This window comes from Edaphobacter modestus (assembly GCF_004217555.1).
Taxonomy (GTDB): domain Bacteria; phylum Acidobacteriota; class Terriglobia; order Terriglobales; family Acidobacteriaceae; genus Edaphobacter; species Edaphobacter modestus.
The window spans coordinates 1,703,115-1,719,448 of the sequence record NZ_SHKW01000001.1; the positions used below are offsets into that span (position 1 = coordinate 1,703,115).

A 16,334-nucleotide genomic window follows, 5' to 3' on the forward strand; every position below is an offset into this window, starting at 1 on the left:
CCGTCATTCTGAGCCAAAAGCGAAGAATCTCAGTAGCTCGCCCGAAGCGCAACCAACCCTAGGTCAACAACCCCTTCGACAGATATCGCTCCGCCGAATCAGGAATCACCGTAATCACGAGCCGTCCCGCGCCAAGCTCGCCTGCAACTTCAACCGCCGCACAAACCACCGCTCCGGCGCTCGAACCCGCAAACACGCCGGCCTCAGCAGCCAGTCGCTTCACCATAACAAACGCAGGAGGATCCATCACACGAATCACCCGATCGCAGACACTTCGATCAAAAGTAGCTGGAATGAATGAGACGCCAATTCCTTCCACTCGATGCTTCCCCGGCTCTCCGCCCTGCAACACGCTTCCCTGAGGTTCCACCGCGACTGTCAGAATCGCTTCGCTCTGCCGCTTCAGAAACCGTGAGACGCCGGTAAACGTCCCAGCCGAGCCCACGCCTGAAACCCAGGCATCGACCCGGCCTTCCATCTGCTCCCAGATCTCGACCGCGGTTGTCTGTTCGTGAAAGTCAGGATTCGCAGGATTCTCGAACTGCAGGGCCGCAAATGCGCCCGGCGTCTCTCGCTCGAAGGCAAGCGCCCGGTGAATCGCACCGGCCATTCCTTCCGCCTCGGGAGTTCGAATCACCGTCGCCCCCAGCCCGCGCATCAGAATGCATTTTTCCTCGGCGAACTGCTCCGGAACATACAGCACGACCTTGTACCCGCGATTGACACCGATCAGGGCTAATCCCACTCCAGTGTTCCCGGCCGTCGCCTCAACGATCGTCGATCCGGGGCCAAGCACGCCGCGACGCTCGGCATCGAGAACGATTCCCAGGGCCGCGCGATCCTTCACGCTCCCACCGGGATTGAGATATTCCAGTTTGGCCCAGATCTGCGCTCCGCCCTCAGGCTCAAGCGCAGTCAGTCGCACCATCGGCGTACCGCCTACCAGCTCTGTAATCGTCTCCGCTCTCCGCATTCTCAGGGCCGCGCTGGCGCGTCGTTCGCTCCTTGTGGGTTGGCCGCCGCCTGCCCTTGCGAGGAGGCAGCGGACGCTATTCGGGGATAGTATCCGGTTCGCGTTCGAACCGACAACTTCCCCATCCCCTTCGCCTTTGCGTCCACGTGCACTTCTCTATAGCCTCCAAGCGTCGGCGACTTGGTGGATTGATAGGCAATCGTGTACTGGGTCCGGATATCCTGTGAGACCTGGGCGGCGACCGAAGCAACCTCTTTGAGAGATCTTGGAAAGTACGCCGCTCCTCCGGTCTGTTCGCTCAGCGTCTCCAGCACGCGCTTTGCGTGGCGCGACTCTCTCTTGTCCGTGTCCTGCCCGAAGAGAAGACCCACGGAGTAGATGACAGGACCGTCGAGATCCTGGATCCTGCGAATTGCCTGCTCGAGAGAAGCGCTGGATGCGTTGTCTTCGCCGTCGGTAACGACCAGCAGAACCTGCTTGGGGTGTTTGGCGTTCTTGGTCAGGTAATCCGCGGAAGCCACGAGAGCGTCATAAACCGCCGTTCCGCCGCTGGATTTGACGTAGCTCAGGCCTTCGCGCAGCTTGTCGATATCGTTGGTGAAGTCCGTGTCGATGAACGCCTCCCAGGAGAAGTCCACCACGAACGCCTCATCTTCTTTGTTCGACAGCTTGATGAGGTCCAGGGCAGCTTGTTCCACCGCCCCACGTTTGTCATACATGGAACCGGAGCTATCGATCAGGATTCCAAGGGAGACGGGAAGATCCTCATGGCGAAAAGAGGCGATGGTCTGCGGAACACCATCCTCGAAGACACGGAAGTCATCCTTGTTAAGGGTCAGAATGGAGTTGCCGTCCGAATCAAGCACGGTTGCATTCAACCGGACCTCGTAAGCATCGGTCCTGAGGGTATATTTTCCGCCCGCGCCACGCTGAATGGGTCCGGCCGGGCCCTCCGGAGCCTTGGCCCCTCCCTTCCCGGTAGGCGGAGGTGTGTCAGGATCCGGCGAAGCAACAGGATCGCGGTCCACCGTCAGGGACGGCTGAGACGCCGGCTGTGCTGGACTCTGCTGCGTTGGATTGGTTGCCTGCGAGGCATTCCCCTGCCAGCCCCACCCGCTTGCCCAACCCGGTCGCGGCAGCAACAACATGGCTGCAGCCGCCCACGGCAATGCTTTAGTCCGAAGGTGCATAGTACCCCTGGCGATTGTGCACCGTCAGCGGAGGAAGTCCCGGGGGCGGCACCAGTCTAATCTTCAATTTACGCCAGTTGCCATCCTTCTTCACCTCGGACGGCCTGTAACCGAGGACATACTCGTTTCTCAGCTCCGCGCTGATGCGCGTCGCGATATCTCCCAGATCGGCGACATCGCCCACACGGAACATTCTTCCTCCGGTCATCTCGCAGATGTCGCTCAGCAAAACCGGGCCGAGTTGCTCTTCCTGGGTGGGCGCGTACTGATCGAAGATCCCGATGGAATAGATTTGAACATCGCTCTCACGGACAGCGCGCCGCAACTCTCCTTCGGTATAGCGGCTACGATTGTCGCCCCCGTCCGAGATGATGAGCAGGGCTTTGCGTTCATACTTGGCGTCCCGAAGCTTGGTCATTCCCAGGTAAGAGGCGTCGATCAAGGCGGTGCGATTCTCCGGCTTCAGCATCACCATACGCGCCTCGACGTCATCCACATCCGAGGTGTAATCGACGATCACCGCGGGCCTGTCGTTGAAACCGACGACAAAAAACTCATCCAGGGGATTGGAGGTACGAAGAAATTCGCTGAGGGCTCTGCGGGCGCGGTTGAACTTGGAGTTCATGCTGCCGCTCAGGTCGAAGACGATTCCAATCGTCACCGGTGCGTCTTCGGTGGAGAAGCTCTTGATGACCTGCCCTATGTTGTTGTCATAGATCTCAAAGTTCTCCTTCTCGAGACCTGTCACAAGACGGTTCAGCGGGTCCGTAACGGTTGCTGGAACCAGAACGAGATTTACATCGACGCGCAGCCGCGAATCACGGCGAGAGGTCCCACTAGCCGCGACGTTGTCTGCTCCCTCCACAACCGGCCTCGCATCCTGGGGAGACTTTGGAGGCGGAGGTGGGGGCTGGGTATGAACCTCACCCAAAGGATTCTCCTGCGCCTCGACTCTGCAAGCACCGGCTCCGCTCATCATCACTGCAGCGAGCAGAACCCCGAGAACGGACACAAGTCGAGATCGTCGAGCTTCCCGTGAGAGAGGCTCTGTCCATTTCCGCCGACAACCGAACTCTGTATTCGCATCCTGCATAGCCTGGTCATCTCCGCGACCTGATTCCTGCTGACTCCGCACCTCGGTGGAGATCCGTCAGCTCAATACACACCCAATATCTGGCTACTGCAACTCCGTCCGCAGAATATACACCGAATCGGCTCGATTCGCTCTCTTCCTCTCTCTTATAGACGCGTTTTTTGGTCCATTTGTCATCCTTTTGCAAACAGTTGTTGCGTCTGCTTCAACAGGCAACTGCCCGTCCCCGTACAATCAATCCATATCAGTCATTTGAGGGAGAACAAAAGAATCCGCATGGCTCGCATCTACCCCTTCCGCGCCCTTCGCTACGACCCCGCCCGCGTCAACATGGAAGAAGTCGTTACCCAGCCGTACGACAAGATCAGCCCGGCCATGCAGGACCGCTACTACGATGCGAGCCCGTATAACCTCGTGCGAGTCATCCTGGGCAAGCACCTGCCCGGCGACAATGACCAGGAAAACGTCTATACCCGGGCCGCCGAGACCCTTCGGGCGTGGCGGAAAGAGAGCGTTCTGGAAGAAGAGGCGGAGCCGGCCCTGTACGGCTACTCCCAGACCTACACGGTTCCCCATACCAGCGAGGTGAGGGAACGGCGGGGCTTTATCGCCCTTGGCCACCTGTACGACTACGCCGATAAGGTCGTTTATCGCCACGAACAGACGTTTCCAAAGCATAAGAGCGACCGCATGAGTCTGTTCAAGGCGACCCGGACTTATTGCGAGCAGATTTACATGCTTTACTCCGATCCCGCCTTCACCGCCGAGAAGCTGATCTTCGGGGTGAGCGAGCCGGACGGCAAGGACAATAATCCGGCAGACCTGGCGATTACAGACGAATATGGAGTTGTCCACCGGGTGTGGAAGCTGACCGATCCCAACCTGATCAATCTGATTGTTACGGCGATGGCCGATAAGAAGCTGATCATCGCCGACGGGCACCATCGTTATGAAACTTCGGTCGCCTACGCCCAGGAACGGTCGGCACAGCTGAAACTTCCGCTGAACCAACCACGCGACGAAGAGGAGAAGATTTCGCCGGGCCACCTGCCTGCGCCTTCCTTCCCGGAGGCAGCGATGATGATGACCTTCGTCAACATGGATGCTCCTGGCATTACGATTCTGCCGACGCACCGCGTGGTTTATGGGATCGAGGGTTTCTCGTCTCCGGATTTCCTCACCCGCGCCAGCGCGTACTTCGAGGTCAAGGAGCTTGCGTCTCATGACGTGGCGGTACTCGCGGAAACTGACCGCACAGCGTTCGTTGCCGTAACGATTGACGGCAGCTATCTGCTGACGGCGAAGCCGGATAGAATCGACGCCCTGCTTCAGGATCTTCCATTGAGGCAGCGCCAGCTGGACGTTGTGCAGCTTCACCGGGTGGTGCTGGATAAGCTGCTCGGCCTGGACCAGGAGACGATTACACGGCTTGGAAGCGTGAGCTACCTTCGGGAGGCCGACGAGGCCGCCTCGATGGTTACCGAGGGAGATGCCAACATCGCTTTTCTAATCAAGTCGATCACGCTGGAACAGCTCAAGGACGTCTCCCTCGCAGGAGATGTGATGCCGCAGAAGTCGACGGATTTCTATCCCAAACTGCTGAGCGGACTCGCGATCTACGCTCTCGACTAACTGGCTGGAGGCCCCGGGCTTCGCCGAATGCGGCGAAGCCTTTCCTTCGTAATCTGATAAAGCTCTTCGTTCACGGGTCAGGATTGCCCGATACAATCAAAGCCACACTCCCCAAACCGTGACTCGACTTCGCAATTCCATTCTCACGTTGGCAGTCTCCCTCCTGACCGGCGGGGCACACTCCATGGTGGCGCAGTCTCAGGAAACGGCGCGGCCTCCGCAGGCCCCCCCTGCCGCTGCAGGCCCGGCGATGCAGCCAGCAGCGCCGCCCAAACCACCACCAGCCTTTTACCGCAACCTGATCGTGCTGGATGCGGCGCACGGGGGACGGGATAATGGCGCCCAGCTTTCGAGTAGTGCCGTTGAAAAAGATGTAACTCTCGCGTTTGCGCAGAAGCTACGGCCTGCACTCACCGCACAAGGATTTACCGTCGTCGTGACCCGGGATTCGGACCCTCCCGAGGAGCTCACAACCGATCAGCGCGCGGGAACAGCCAACCATGTCCGGCCTCTCGCCTGCCTTGTGATTCATGCCGCCGCAACCGGGTCGGGCGTTCATCTCGTGTCATCGTCACTTCCGGAGAGCGTGGCGAAGTCCACTTCCGGTCGCGCACTGGTCTGGAACAAGGCGCAGGCCCCCGTGGTGGGAATGAGTCTTCGGCTGGCCAATGAGGTTGGACTCACGATCGACGCGGCGCAGCTGCCGGTGTTGCTGCTCCGTGCCTCTGTTCCTCCGCTCGACAATCTCGTCTGCCCGGCGATCGCGATCGAGCTCGCCCCCTTGAAGACATCTTCTGGCACCTCCACCGCAGCAACCGACTCCGGGTACCAACAACGCGCCGCGACCGCGATTGCCGCAGGGCTGGCATCTTTCCGCAATCACAATGCTCCGGCGCCGCCAGCCACGCCTGGATTGCTCCCTCGCCCAGGAGTGCCGCAATGATTCCTCGCTATCAGCGCATCCTCTTCTGGGGTCTTGTGGGTTGCATCTTCCTGATGGGAGGGTTTCTTTTACGAGGCTGCCGCGTGGCTCAGAAGCGTCTTACTGCGCTCAACGATGCGACCCCCATTGCAGCCCCAACGGCCGCCGCAACGGAAGAGGTAACGTTATACGTCGCCTCCGACGCTGACGCTACGATTACGGCAGCTCGATCCGAGCTCGCACTCCCCCAGGACCCTTCGCTGCGGGCGCGAACACTGCTGGAACATCTTCTTGCGCAGTATTCGCTCCCCGACTCCGCACATCCGCTTCAAAGCGGGCCATCGGTTGACGATGTGTTTTTCCTGACGGACTCTTCTCGTCCGAATACGGGCAAGGCGATCGCGGTAAACCTGCGAAGCTCTTTCGTCGACAATCACCCTTCCGGCATTGAAGTGGAGCAGCTCACGCTGAATTCCATCATTGGCACGCTGCATGCGGCATTTCCCGAGTCCACCGAGGTGAGATTTCTTGTCGACGGTCAATCGCGTGAGACGCTCGCTGGCCATGCCGCCCTCGATCAGGCGTTTCCGCTTACAGACACGACGATTCGTCCAACTGCTCCAAGCGAGGCAGCGGCTCAGCCATGAAGACGATCGGCGTATTCGATTCCGGGTTCGGCGGGCTTACGGTTCTTCGTGAGCTCCTCCAATTAATTCCTGATGCGCGCTATGTCTATCTCGGAGACACGGCGCGGCTTCCTTATGGCTCGAAGTCCCGAAAGACGATTGCGCGCTATGCGGTATCGAGCGCCAGATTTCTCGCCGACCAGGGAGCGGATCTGCTGGTGATTGCCTGCAACACGGCAACGGCGCTCGCCCTCGACGACATCCGGGCTGCCGTACCTGTTCCGATCGTTGGAGTCGTAGAGCCCGGCGCACACGCTGCACTGACAGCAGCCATAGCGAGTTCCGCGGGAACCGGCGGGTCGCGCGTTATCGTGCTCGCGACCTCTGCGACGACGCAGTCGGGAGCTTATACCCGAGCGTTGAATGCACTCGGTCTTCGCTCCGTCGAGAAGGCCTGCCCGCTGCTTGTACCGCTGGTGGAAGAAGGATGGCTGCATTCAGACGTTCATACCTCCGTGACTCTTGAGGTTCTGCGCATCTATCTTCTGGAGGCTCTTGAACAGGCTCCAGCCGCCAATATTCTTCTACTAGGCTGCACGCACTATCCACTGCTCAAACCACTGATCGAGACTACGCTCAAGAATCTGCATCACCCGATGCAGATTATCGATTCTGCGGAGGCCACGGCCAGTGCGGTCGCCGCACTGGCAATGGATTCAGGGCCGGGCGCAATCGTCATGCCTGACCGAGTCTTCTACGCGACGGATTCGATCGAGAAATTTCAGCGGCTCGGGTCTGCATTCCTTCGGCAACCGCTGCCGCCCGTGAAGCTGGTCGACCTGGGCGGCTAAGATTTTCGTCGATGCCGAAATCGTCTGCGCGGTAATCTGTCTGCATGCCATATCTGTTGAAGACGGAACCAGACAAATATTCCTACGACGATCTCATCCGCGATGGAGAGACAACGTGGGATGGAATCTCAAATAACCAGGCGCTGTTGACGCTTCGCAACATGAAGAAGGGCGACAAGCTTGTTATCTATCACTCCAATGTGGGCAAGGCCGCCGTGGGCACGGCAAAGGTTGTCTCCGTTGACGCGACGGACCCGAAGAACCCGATTGTGCGCATTGCGCCGGTGAAGCCATTGAAACGCGAGAGGCCACTTGCCGAGATTCGCGAGGCCGCAGTCTTCCAGGGATCGATTCTCTTCCGCCAGTTTCGCCTCTCTGTCGTTCCTCTCTCCGAAGAACAGTACGAGTGGCTTATTCATCCGTGAAGGTCGCTGCGCGATATTTGCCAAGCACCTTGACCATCCTGCAGTGCTCCATCAGGGCGGCAACGGCTGCCTCAGCTTTTCCAGGCACGTCAAACCTCACATCCACGTAAAAGACATACTCCCACGGGCTGCCGGGAACGGGGCGGGACTCGATTTTTGTCAGATCGACTCCTGCCCACGCCAGCCTTTCCAGGGCTGCAACAAGCGTGCCCGGCCGGTGCTCAATCGCAAAGGCCAGACTCATCTTGTTTTCCGGACCTTTGGGTTCAATCAGCCACGGATCTTCGGTGCGGCGGATGAGATGAAAGCGCGTGAAGTTCTGCGTATGGTCTTCGATGGATGGAATAAGGATTTCAGCGCCATAGTGTGAGGCCGCAAGCTGCGGCGCAATTCCCGCAATATCTCGCAGGTTCTGCTCCATCAGGTGCTTTACGCTACCCGCCGTATCGTAGAACGGCATCACCTCGAACTCTGGATGCGATTGAAGAAACTTTCTGCACTGGGATAACGCGACCGGATGCGAGAGTACGCGGCGCACTTCCCCTGTCGTCACGCCCGGTGCGACGATCAGGTTGTGCCGGATACGAAGAAGACTCTCGCTTTCGATGCGTACATCAAGCTCCAGCAACAGATCGTAGTGCTCGGCGACAGAGCCGTGGAGACTGTTTTCGATAGGCAGAACTGCGGCATCGACGTCGCCTGAGATAACGCGCGCCATGACTTCCGCCGAGACGTTGCAGGGAAGGATGCTTAGCGCGTCCACTTCGTTGCCCAACATCGACATGGTCGCCATGTGGCTGTTGGAACCCAGCTCCCCTTGAATCGCAATCTTCAAAAAGCACGCTCCGTTGAACTTCTATTTTATTCATGAATGGCAACCTCCACCGCGGCGAAGGCAACTTACCAACAGGAAGGCCGCGCAGGCAGGGCAGTTCGAAAGCCTTGTGATTACGGCATAAGTCGCATCCATCTTTGAGGAGTTCACCCATGCTTTGGACGATCACCATCATTCTATTTATTCTCTGGATCCTTGGACTGGTCAGCAGTTATACCCTTGGCGGCTGGATTCACATTCTTCTGGTCCTGGCGATCATCGTTTTGATCTTCAACCTGCTAAGTGGCCGCAGAGCTTTGTGACGAACAGGTCTATCCTCTGAAGTTGCTCAAGTACCTGCTCGAAACATCCAAACGAAGTTGGAAGACGTCGCATGAGTGGAGTGAATTATGAATAAAGAAACTGTGACAGGGAAATTCGATCAAGTCGCCGGTGCTATCAAGCAGAAGGTTGGCGAAGCCTTCAATGATCAGAGTCTCGCCAATTCCGGCGTCGCAGACCAGGTTAAGGGAGCAGCGAAAGAGACCTGGGGGAAGGCAAAGGATGTGTCTTCTGAGAGACGCGAGGACGTTGCAGCTAATACCGAAGCCGATAAAGACAACTTGAGGGCTCGGGGAGAAGACAGCGCCGATCGTGCACGAGATCGTATCGTTGATACCGCGCAAAACGTGAAAAATAAGGTGAGCGAAAAGCTGGATAACCTCCGAGACCGCAGTCGCGATGTCTAGAGCTTATTCAAGAGAGTGAATCTGTGGCCCGCCTGTACGGCGGGCCTTTTCTTCGTCATCGAAGAAGAACATCGGTCGCAATAAACGCGAAGAACACTACCGAAATGATCCCGTTCAGGGTGAAGAATGCAGCATTCATGCGTCTCAAATCCCTGGGCGAGACGAGGAGATGCTCATAAAGCAACAGGAGTGCCACTACCGCGATTCCGATCATCGCGACTCTCCCCAACTGAAAGGAAACCACCATCCAGTACAGGGTGGCGAGCATTCCAACATGCATCACCCGCGCGATCCAGAAGGCGGCATCGAGACCGAACGCCTGTGGAACACTGTTGAGTCCCGCGCTGCGATCATGCTCGAAATCCTGACAAGCATAGAGAACGTCGAAGCCCCCTACCCAGAGAAGTACGGCGAGCGTGAGAATAATGATTCTCGGATCCAGTGAGCCGCGAACGGCGATCCATGCTGCGGATGGCGCTATGCCAAGAGCAAGTCCCAGAACCAGGTGCGACCAGCGGGTGATTCGCTTCATGTAGCTATAGGCCAGCACGACCCCGAGGGCAACGGGGGCGAGTAGCAACGTGAGGTGGTTGAGCATTGCCGCGCCGAGGAAAAATATCACTGCCGAGATGAGCACAAAGCCCGCAACAAAGCTCGTGGTCAAAGCGCCGGCGGGCAAGGCACGCATGGCGGTTCGAGGATTGGCCGCATCCAACCGAGCATCGACAAGGCGATTGAAGGCCATCGCAGCGGAACGCGCCGCAACCATGCATACGATGATCCATCCCAACACACGCAGGGGCGGCCAGGTTCCAGCCGCCAGAACTGCTCCGGTAAGTGCAAAGGGCAGCGCAAAGATGGAGTGCTCCCACTTGATCATCTCAAACGTGACCGCCGTACTCTTCCACAAGCTCATACTTCCATCCTAAAAGATGAAGGCCGCAGAGAGCACCTCTCTCTGCGGCCCTGGAGCGGAGGAACCGGGCTGAACCTATTTTTCCTGTGAAGAGTTGGCTACCTGGAGGTTATTCGTTACCTTGAAGACTCCTGGGACCCCATTGGCGCGAATGTTTGCGACATCCTTATCGCCCTGGTTATCAACCATTCCGGAGAGAGTAACATTGCCATTCACAACCGTGATGCGAATCGGCTTTGCGGGATCGATGGCATATTTGTTCAGCTGAGGAGCGCCATAGACGGCGCGCGCTGTCGCGAGCCGGATCCGATCGTCCATGGGCGAAACCGGAGCGACTTCAATGTTGTCCACAACATCTTTTACTCCTGGAAAGTTCGCGACAAGACTGATTGCGGAGTCTTTGTCCGTAGGCCCGTAAGCCACACCTCCCAGAGTCACTACACCATTCTGGACGCCGATCGTGAAAGCGTTGAAGGCCGTCGTTCCATATCCGACCCTGTCGTAGGTCAGCTTTTCCGCCAGTTTATTGCGCAGCGTGACATCTTCAACTGTCGGGCCGGCGACTTCGATGAGATTCTCCACCGCCTTCACATTTCGGCGATGATGCGCCTTCTTGTCCGCATCTTCTTTGTCTGCATAGAGGCCGACAGTTCCCCGCAGGGTGACCACGCCATTCTGCACAGCGATACTTACATCCTTGAAGCGTTTATTATCGAGCGCTTTGGTCACATCCGATTGGATTGTGGCGTCCTGTGGATTGCTCGGCGCTGTTTGAGCCGGAACTCTCAAAGCCCCCCCGATGAGACATGCCGCCATCAGCGCTGAAGCGATTACGCCATTCCTTTTTCCCGTATTCATCCTGCTTTTCCTCCAGAAGTGAGCCGCGCCGATTAATCGAATCAAAGAACATGCGTCCCCGTGGCGACAAACCGCTAACGATATCGACGGCGTAGTTTATAAACAATGCTAAATACACCTGATTCATCGCGTGTCACCACGATCGAAGAATTATGGGTGAGGTCATACTGCACCTGAATGAGTTGCTGCGCCGAGGTGTTCACGTTCGTGGCAAAAATCGCGGTGATCTGCTTGGATATCTGCTCCTGGATCGTAATTCTGGCGGACGAATTTCCGAGAGTTCCGACGAAAGCCGGGTCGATCTTTACGCTTCCTACGCCAAACAACTTCTCAACTCTGGAACTCACGGTCGCGTTCAACGCACCACTAAGCAAAGCACTGGTCGTAGGATCGGTGCCGGCAGCGATCTGGCTTTCCTGATAGATCTGTGCCTCCTCCTGAGTTCGACCGAGGGCAAGCAGGGCAAACACATCCGCTTCACTTAATGGAGGTTCGGAACGGTAGGTCGGTTTGAGGTTGCTCGCCGTACCATGGAGTCCAACCGTGATTTCATAGTTTTCCACTTGCGCCATCGCATCGATGTCGATCGTTGGATCGATACGGACAGGATTCGTGAAGTAAATGTCTCCGCGCTGCAACTGGTAGTTCGTGCTGGCAAACGTTGCACTGCCATCGGTAATCTGAATGCGGCCGAGGATGGACGGCGTAGCGACGGTCCCACGGATATTCAGATCGACCGAACCGGCCAGCTTGGCATACGAATTTTGAAAATCCAGTTGCGGTGCGCTCGTAATGCGAACCTCAAGACGAATTTTGTTCGAGGGAGCGTCCGGGTCGGGCGGTGCACTGATTGCGCTTCCGCTTCCGGCGAACGCCGCAAAGTCAACATCGGGCCCTACGCCAAAACGTGTGACCAGGATGCTGCCGCTCAGCAACGAGCTAGAGGCAGTACCTTGCAGTTTGAGATTGGCATTCGCTGTGGCGCTCAGCCCATACATTCGAACGCGCACGGCATCGCCAGTCGCCGTGAGGTCCACATAAAAGCCGTTGCGAAAAAACAGGGAACCGCCGAGCTTCAACTCTCCACCGCCCGTCTTCCCTGTGACGTTCTGCAGCTGAAGGCGGTCGTCGGTGAAGATCAGCGTGCCATTCATGTCGCTCAAGCCGTTGGGAACGCCGTCGAGCGCCATGTTCACATGCTCCAGCTGAACTTTGCCGCTGAGCTTGGGATTACCGACCACTCCGCCGACGGTCATGGTGAACTGCACTCTGCCGCTGGAGAGAACGTCCGGATCGAGGGTGTGCAGCAGAGCCATGCTCATGCCCCCGCCGCCCTTTACGTTGAGCTTGCCACCCTTGGGATCGGTTGCGCCGAAGAGTTGCGCCGTGCCAGAGAATTGCAAGTCGGTATCCTGGCCGACGATATGAAACTGCTCGATGGTAGCGAGGCCATCGCGAAGATTGACGCGCAACGGCTCGGCCGCCTTGAGCTCAATCCCCTGCAGCTTCACGTCAACGGCGTTCAGCTCAGCGCTGCCGTTGAGCGCTTTGGGAGTCTTCAAAGGACCATTGATCGTAGCCACACCCGCGATGGATGACTGAGCCTTAATGTCCTTCGGACCGAACATCGTGAGTGGCCGGCTGATATCCAGGTTCGCTAGTGAGAGTTTCGCCTGGGTTGGATAATCTCCGGTGAGATCTGTCTGCCCCTGAAGGCTCAACGCAGCACCCACAAGGCTCGCATTCGCCGTGAAGAAGAGCCTGCTCTGCTGGCTGTGCGCTTCAGCACTCGCCTCGCCCATAGGCTGTCCGGCGTAGGTTACGCCGGACAGCTTGATATTGGCATTCAGCGCCGGCTCTGTGGCGGTACCGTTCGCGTCTACCAGCAGTGTCAATCTGCCATCGACGTCCGCTCCCTTCTTCTTTATGGTGTCGAACTTCGAAAGCAGAAGGTCATGGCCCTCAAGATGACCGTGAAAATGCTCGGTCCCCATGTCGTATCCACCATTGCCCGTAACCGCGAAACCGTGCAATTTCAGAGAGACATGGGTTGCATCGATCGCCTTTCCCTTCGCGGTTAAGTCCGCGGATACGGCTTCATACGATTCGCCGTAGGCGACGCCGTCCCTGAGAGAGACGTGTCCGTTCCCATCGAGATCTTCTATCGTCCCGGTGACGTGGGCGTTCGCGGCTATGGTTCCCGTTACTGGAACCTTCTGCTGTTGGCCTGCGATCTCGAGCAGATCGGGAATCTTCGCCTCCGCGAGCCGTAGCTGCGCGTCGATGGCCAATCCGTTATCCCATACGAAGGTCTCCACTCCTCGGCGCGAGACCTCGCGCCGAGGCTGAACGGTGCCCGACGCATTCAGGACTGCAGTTCCACGATGAATGGTCGAGTCCGCAACTGCCACTCCAGTATTCGGCGAATATTCAGCGTCCGCGACAAGAGAATCAATCAATGCATCGGTAGAGCCCATCGCGAACTCGATCTCAGAGGCCTCCACGTGCCCTTTCACGTCGAGGTCGCGGGCCATTCCCTGCGCCGTACCTGTAAAGTGCAGTGCCCCATGAAGTCTCACCGGGATTGCGGCGCTTCCCTTCTTTCCGTTGCCTTCCAGGCCCAGCGAAGTCAGCAGCTGGTTATATTCCTCGAGATCGCGTACGGTCAGATCGACATGCAGCGCCGTCAGCGGGTCGCCCAGGTTCACACCGAGAATCCCCGAAGCCTCTACGGTCGACTGAGGCGTCTGGAGGTGGATTTGCTGAATCTGCACCGTCTCGTTTCGTCCGGTATAGTGCGCCAGAACCTGTCCTGTGAGGGGAACATTTGAGAAGATGCCCGGCCGCCTAACTCCGGTGGGTGCAAGCTTCAGATCGCCATCCAGCTCAACCGTATCAGCCACGTCCTTCGCAGTTCCGCCCCATTGAACCTTCACCGGCCCGCTCACTGCCGTATCGAAGCCCAGATCGCCATAACTCCCTGCCGTGATGTCCATGATCGATCTCAAAGGAACTCCGTTCAGCACGGCGTTGACGTAAGCATGGGATGGTTTGATCTCCGGTACTTTGCTCACGGGAGTCTTAGCGTTCAGCGTCGCAGCCGTTTTATTGGCGGTTGAAGCTGCTGCTTTGACGGTAGGCGATTCGGAGCTTTCGACCGGAGTCTCCCCGATCCAGTTTTCAATTCGCAGGTCGCCGGTTACGGAGCCGCCGCCAGGCAGCCTTGCCGCGATCTCGGTCACCGCAAGCTCGGCTGGCGTCATGCGGATCTGTGTTGTTGCATCGATGCCCCGCAAGGTCACATACTCGTCGCGATACCCCGCGCCACGCAGCTTCGCTGATCCAGCAACGAGGAACATGGCCGGGCATCCCGGCTCGTGGGCGGCAGGCTGTTGGACCTTCTGCTGTTGCTGTGGGCGGAGCCGGCGCCAGAGGGGAGGCTTCTTCTCCGATTGAGGAGTAGAGGCCACGCAATTCCGCCCCCTCAGGTTGAGATCTATACTTCCTGCCTTGAGACCGTCGACACCCGTCAGCATCGCGATCTGACTCAGATCCAGCGAGCCGGTGGCCGTCGCCTGCCATTCGGGCGTGGAAAAGTGTCTGAGCGTACCGGATATCTGAAGCTGCGATCTCTCGCCCGTACGCAGCTCAAGCCGGCTCAGATCGGCTTCGTCCCTTCCTAACTCCGCCTCCATATGCAAAGACGACCTGGCCTCGGCTTCGTTTTTAAGCCGGGTACGCAAGTCTTTCAGATCGATCTCCGCCCCGTACCGGTCTGTATGGAAGATGTAATGAATCTCAGCCTCCAGATCGCGTGCCGCAAGATCGAAAGGAATGGCACGATCATTGATCCGCGCAACACCGTTGGCGATCTCCACGCTTCTGGCTCTAAGGTCGAGCAGCGTATCGGTGATCGGAGTATTGCTGGTACGGGGGTGCTTTGGAACCGGCTGATTCGTTCGACCATCCTTGTCCACGATCAGGTGGAACTGGGGATGATCCACCCGTAGATAGTTCAGGGAAACATGGGAGGCGAGTCCCCTGGTAACAACCCGTGAAAAGAGATTCACGATCTTGACCCGCAGGAGGATCCGGTCGACGGAAAGATAAGGCGCCTCTTCGGGCCCCTCAAGCCCATGGATCACCAATCCATCGGCCTGAACCTCGAGATGCGCAAGCCTGAACCGCACCCGTTTCAGTTCGACGCGCCCGCCGGTAGCGTCGCCAAGCACAGTGACGAGTTCAGCTGCCACACGACGCTCGAAGTCAGGGGTGGTGGTGTACCAGGCGAAGGCGCCTAAGAGAACCACGACCAGCAGAAGTATCCCGCCGATTATCCACAGGGTGCCACGCGTGATGCGCGCGGCAATCGATCGCTTCACCTGCTTGAGCTTTTGCTCGATCCGCTCCTTTTTCTCCTCAAGCCTATGTTCCAGCTGTTGACGCTTCTCCTCGAGGCGCTCTTCGAGGCGCCGGCGATGGTCATCGTCCGGAGGACGGGTCGGAGGCACTTGTTGCTCGCTCACGGCGCCACCTCTCCGGGCCTCATGATCCATACGTTCCCCTGCGCCCGGAGAGACTGCAGCCAATCGCGCATGAGACTTCCTACCTGCTGCTGCAACAGCACCTCCTCAATGCGCTTCGAGATCGTCTCAAGCTTCGGCGGTGTCACCTTCTGCTTGGCGTACTCTGGAAGCATGGTCTTCTCGTAGTACTCCTTAACCTGTTCCTCTGAAATGTGGATGCCGCTGCGGAAGCGCACCTCGATCAGACGCAGCAGCGCCATCCGCTTGCGCCATCGATCGCGAAACTCCTGTTGGGTAAATCCGTGTGCGGCGAGATATTTTTGCCATCCATCGTCTGTTTCACAGTGATATTGCTGGCACACGGGAATGTCTTTTCGCAGCGTCTGCAACTGCTTGTCCAGCTCTTCATCCGAAACCGCTACCCGATCGGCCTGGAGCACTGCCTGCTGAAGAATGAGGGTGCGATCGATCAACCTCTGAACGGCACGGTCCCGCGAAAACTCGGCCGTGGACCCGCGATAGGGCTGAATCGCTTCGAACCTGCGCTCTTCATCCACATCGCTTTCGAGAACGACGTCTCCGTTCACCACGGCAACGACGCCGTCGATCTCGGTTCCACGCCCCTGCCCCGGAGTTTGTGTCAAGGGAATGGAGGGAGGAACGCCTGGCTGCTGCGCTCCCGCGGACACAGCCAGCATCGCTACGGCAAACGTCCTCTCGAGCCAACGGATCGCCGGGTTTTGCGTCAGGTTCCGCATT

Annotated in this window: 15 protein-coding genes; 7 read left to right on the top strand and 8 right to left on the bottom strand. The window is 58.0% G+C overall.

All coding sequences use genetic code 11. The features are described 5' to 3' along the window. Nucleotides 1–58: 58 nt before the first annotated feature. Genes BDD14_RS07085 through BDD14_RS07095 form a run of 3 tightly spaced genes read right to left on the bottom strand, consistent with a single transcriptional unit; the run spans nt 59 to nt 3,175 of the window. Nucleotides 59–973 (bottom strand): PLP-dependent cysteine synthase family protein, encoded by a 915-nt coding sequence (locus tag BDD14_RS07085; protein ID WP_130418187.1) that lies wholly within the window; start codon nt 971–973, stop codon nt 59–61. A 2-nt stretch (nt 974–975) separates the two neighbouring features. Then, nucleotides 976–2,163, bottom strand: coding sequence for a VWA domain-containing protein (locus BDD14_RS07090; protein ID WP_242617793.1), 1,188 nt, complete (start codon nt 2,161–2,163; stop codon nt 976–978). Beyond that, nucleotides 2,147–3,175: a VWA domain-containing protein gene (locus BDD14_RS07095; protein WP_242617794.1), complete on the bottom strand. Its 1,029-nt coding sequence runs from the start codon at nt 3,173–3,175 to the stop codon at nt 2,147–2,149. Before BDD14_RS07095 ends, BDD14_RS07090 begins: the two co-directional genes overlap by 17 nt. Before the next feature lie 357 nt (nt 3,176–3,532). Here BDD14_RS07095 and BDD14_RS07100 point away from each other — a divergent pair, with 357 nt between their 5' ends. From BDD14_RS07100 to BDD14_RS07120, 5 genes are all read left to right on the top strand, one after another. Next, nucleotides 3,533–4,888, top strand: coding sequence for a DUF1015 domain-containing protein (locus BDD14_RS07100; RefSeq protein WP_130418188.1), 1,356 nt, complete (start codon nt 3,533–3,535; stop codon nt 4,886–4,888). A 148-nt stretch (nt 4,889–5,036) separates the two neighbouring features. Beyond that, on the top strand, nt 5,037–5,831 hold the full coding sequence (locus BDD14_RS07105) for an N-acetylmuramoyl-L-alanine amidase family protein (protein WP_130418189.1): 795 nt from the start codon (nt 5,037–5,039) through the stop codon (nt 5,829–5,831). Further along, nucleotides 5,828–6,457, top strand: coding sequence for a GerMN domain-containing protein (locus tag BDD14_RS07110; protein ID WP_130418190.1), 630 nt, complete (start codon nt 5,828–5,830; stop codon nt 6,455–6,457). Before BDD14_RS07105 ends, BDD14_RS07110 begins: the two co-directional genes overlap by 4 nt. Then, on the top strand, nt 6,454–7,287 hold the full coding sequence (gene murI / locus BDD14_RS07115) for a glutamate racemase (protein WP_130418191.1): 834 nt from the start codon (nt 6,454–6,456) through the stop codon (nt 7,285–7,287). The genes BDD14_RS07110 and murI overlap by 4 nt, the downstream gene beginning before the upstream one ends. A 44-nt stretch (nt 7,288–7,331) precedes the next feature. After that, the gene (locus BDD14_RS07120) at nt 7,332–7,712 is read left to right on the top strand and encodes an EVE domain-containing protein (protein WP_130418192.1); all 381 of its coding nucleotides are present in this window, start codon (nt 7,332–7,334) and stop codon (nt 7,710–7,712) included. Here the strand turns inward: BDD14_RS07120 and pheA are convergent. Next, nucleotides 7,699–8,547 carry a prephenate dehydratase gene (gene pheA, locus BDD14_RS07125; protein ID WP_130418193.1) on the bottom strand — a complete coding sequence of 283 codons (849 nt, stop codon included), beginning with the start codon at nt 8,545–8,547 and terminating at the stop codon, nt 7,699–7,701. The genes BDD14_RS07120 and pheA overlap by 14 nt on opposite strands. 152 nt (nt 8,548–8,699) lie before the next feature. Here pheA and BDD14_RS07130 point away from each other — a divergent pair, with 152 nt between their 5' ends. Next, nucleotides 8,700–8,849 carry a lmo0937 family membrane protein gene (locus BDD14_RS07130; RefSeq protein WP_130418194.1) on the top strand — a complete coding sequence of 50 codons (150 nt, stop codon included), beginning with the start codon at nt 8,700–8,702 and terminating at the stop codon, nt 8,847–8,849. An 87-nt stretch (nt 8,850–8,936) separates the two neighbouring features. Next, on the top strand, nt 8,937–9,275 hold the full coding sequence (locus BDD14_RS07135; protein WP_130418195.1) for a CsbD family protein: 339 nt from the start codon (nt 8,937–8,939) through the stop codon (nt 9,273–9,275). A 55-nt stretch (nt 9,276–9,330) separates the two neighbouring features. Here BDD14_RS07135 and BDD14_RS07140 read toward each other — a convergent pair whose 3' ends face one another. The 4 genes from BDD14_RS07140 to BDD14_RS07155 form a co-directional block, all read right to left on the bottom strand. Then, nucleotides 9,331–10,191: a UbiA-like polyprenyltransferase gene (locus BDD14_RS07140; protein WP_130418196.1), complete on the bottom strand. Its 861-nt coding sequence runs from the start codon at nt 10,189–10,191 to the stop codon at nt 9,331–9,333. A 75-nt stretch (nt 10,192–10,266) separates the two neighbouring features. Then, entirely contained in the window at nt 10,267–11,049 is a 783-nt protein-coding gene (locus BDD14_RS07145) for a BON domain-containing protein (protein ID WP_242617795.1), read from the bottom strand. Nucleotides 11,050–11,123: 74 nt separating this feature from the next. After that, nucleotides 11,124–15,575 (bottom strand): translocation/assembly module TamB domain-containing protein, encoded by a 4,452-nt coding sequence (locus tag BDD14_RS07150; protein ID WP_242617796.1) that lies wholly within the window; start codon nt 15,573–15,575, stop codon nt 11,124–11,126. Then, complete coding sequence (locus BDD14_RS07155) at nt 15,572–16,333, bottom strand: SurA N-terminal domain-containing protein (protein ID WP_130418198.1); 762 nt, start codon at nt 16,331–16,333, stop codon at nt 15,572–15,574. The genes BDD14_RS07150 and BDD14_RS07155 overlap by 4 nt, the downstream gene beginning before the upstream one ends. Nucleotide 16,334 lies beyond the last annotated feature (1 nt).

Bases quoted from the DNA above. Each gene is read 5' to 3' on its own strand.
- BDD14_RS07085 (WP_130418187.1), bottom strand. From the start codon at position 973: ATGCGGAGAGCGGAGACGATTACAGAGCTGGTAGGCGGTACGCCGATG.
- BDD14_RS07090 (WP_242617793.1), bottom strand. From the start codon at position 2,163: ATGCACCTTCGGACTAAAGCATTGCCGTGGGCGGCTGCAGCCATGTTG.
- BDD14_RS07100 (WP_130418188.1), top strand. From the start codon at position 3,533: ATGGCTCGCATCTACCCCTTCCGCGCCCTTCGCTACGACCCCGCCCGC.
- BDD14_RS07110 (WP_130418190.1), top strand. From the start codon at position 5,828: ATGATTCCTCGCTATCAGCGCATCCTCTTCTGGGGTCTTGTGGGTTGC.
- murI (WP_130418191.1), top strand. From the start codon at position 6,454: ATGAAGACGATCGGCGTATTCGATTCCGGGTTCGGCGGGCTTACGGTT.
- BDD14_RS07120 (WP_130418192.1), top strand. From the start codon at position 7,332: ATGCCATATCTGTTGAAGACGGAACCAGACAAATATTCCTACGACGAT.
- BDD14_RS07130 (WP_130418194.1), top strand. From the start codon at position 8,700: ATGCTTTGGACGATCACCATCATTCTATTTATTCTCTGGATCCTTGGA.
- BDD14_RS07135 (WP_130418195.1), top strand. From the start codon at position 8,937: ATGAATAAAGAAACTGTGACAGGGAAATTCGATCAAGTCGCCGGTGCT.
- BDD14_RS07140 (WP_130418196.1), bottom strand. From the start codon at position 10,191: ATGAGCTTGTGGAAGAGTACGGCGGTCACGTTTGAGATGATCAAGTGG.
- BDD14_RS07145 (WP_242617795.1), bottom strand. From the start codon at position 11,049: ATGAATACGGGAAAAAGGAATGGCGTAATCGCTTCAGCGCTGATGGCG.
- BDD14_RS07155 (WP_130418198.1), bottom strand. From the start codon at position 16,333: ATGCGGAACCTGACGCAAAACCCGGCGATCCGTTGGCTCGAGAGGACG.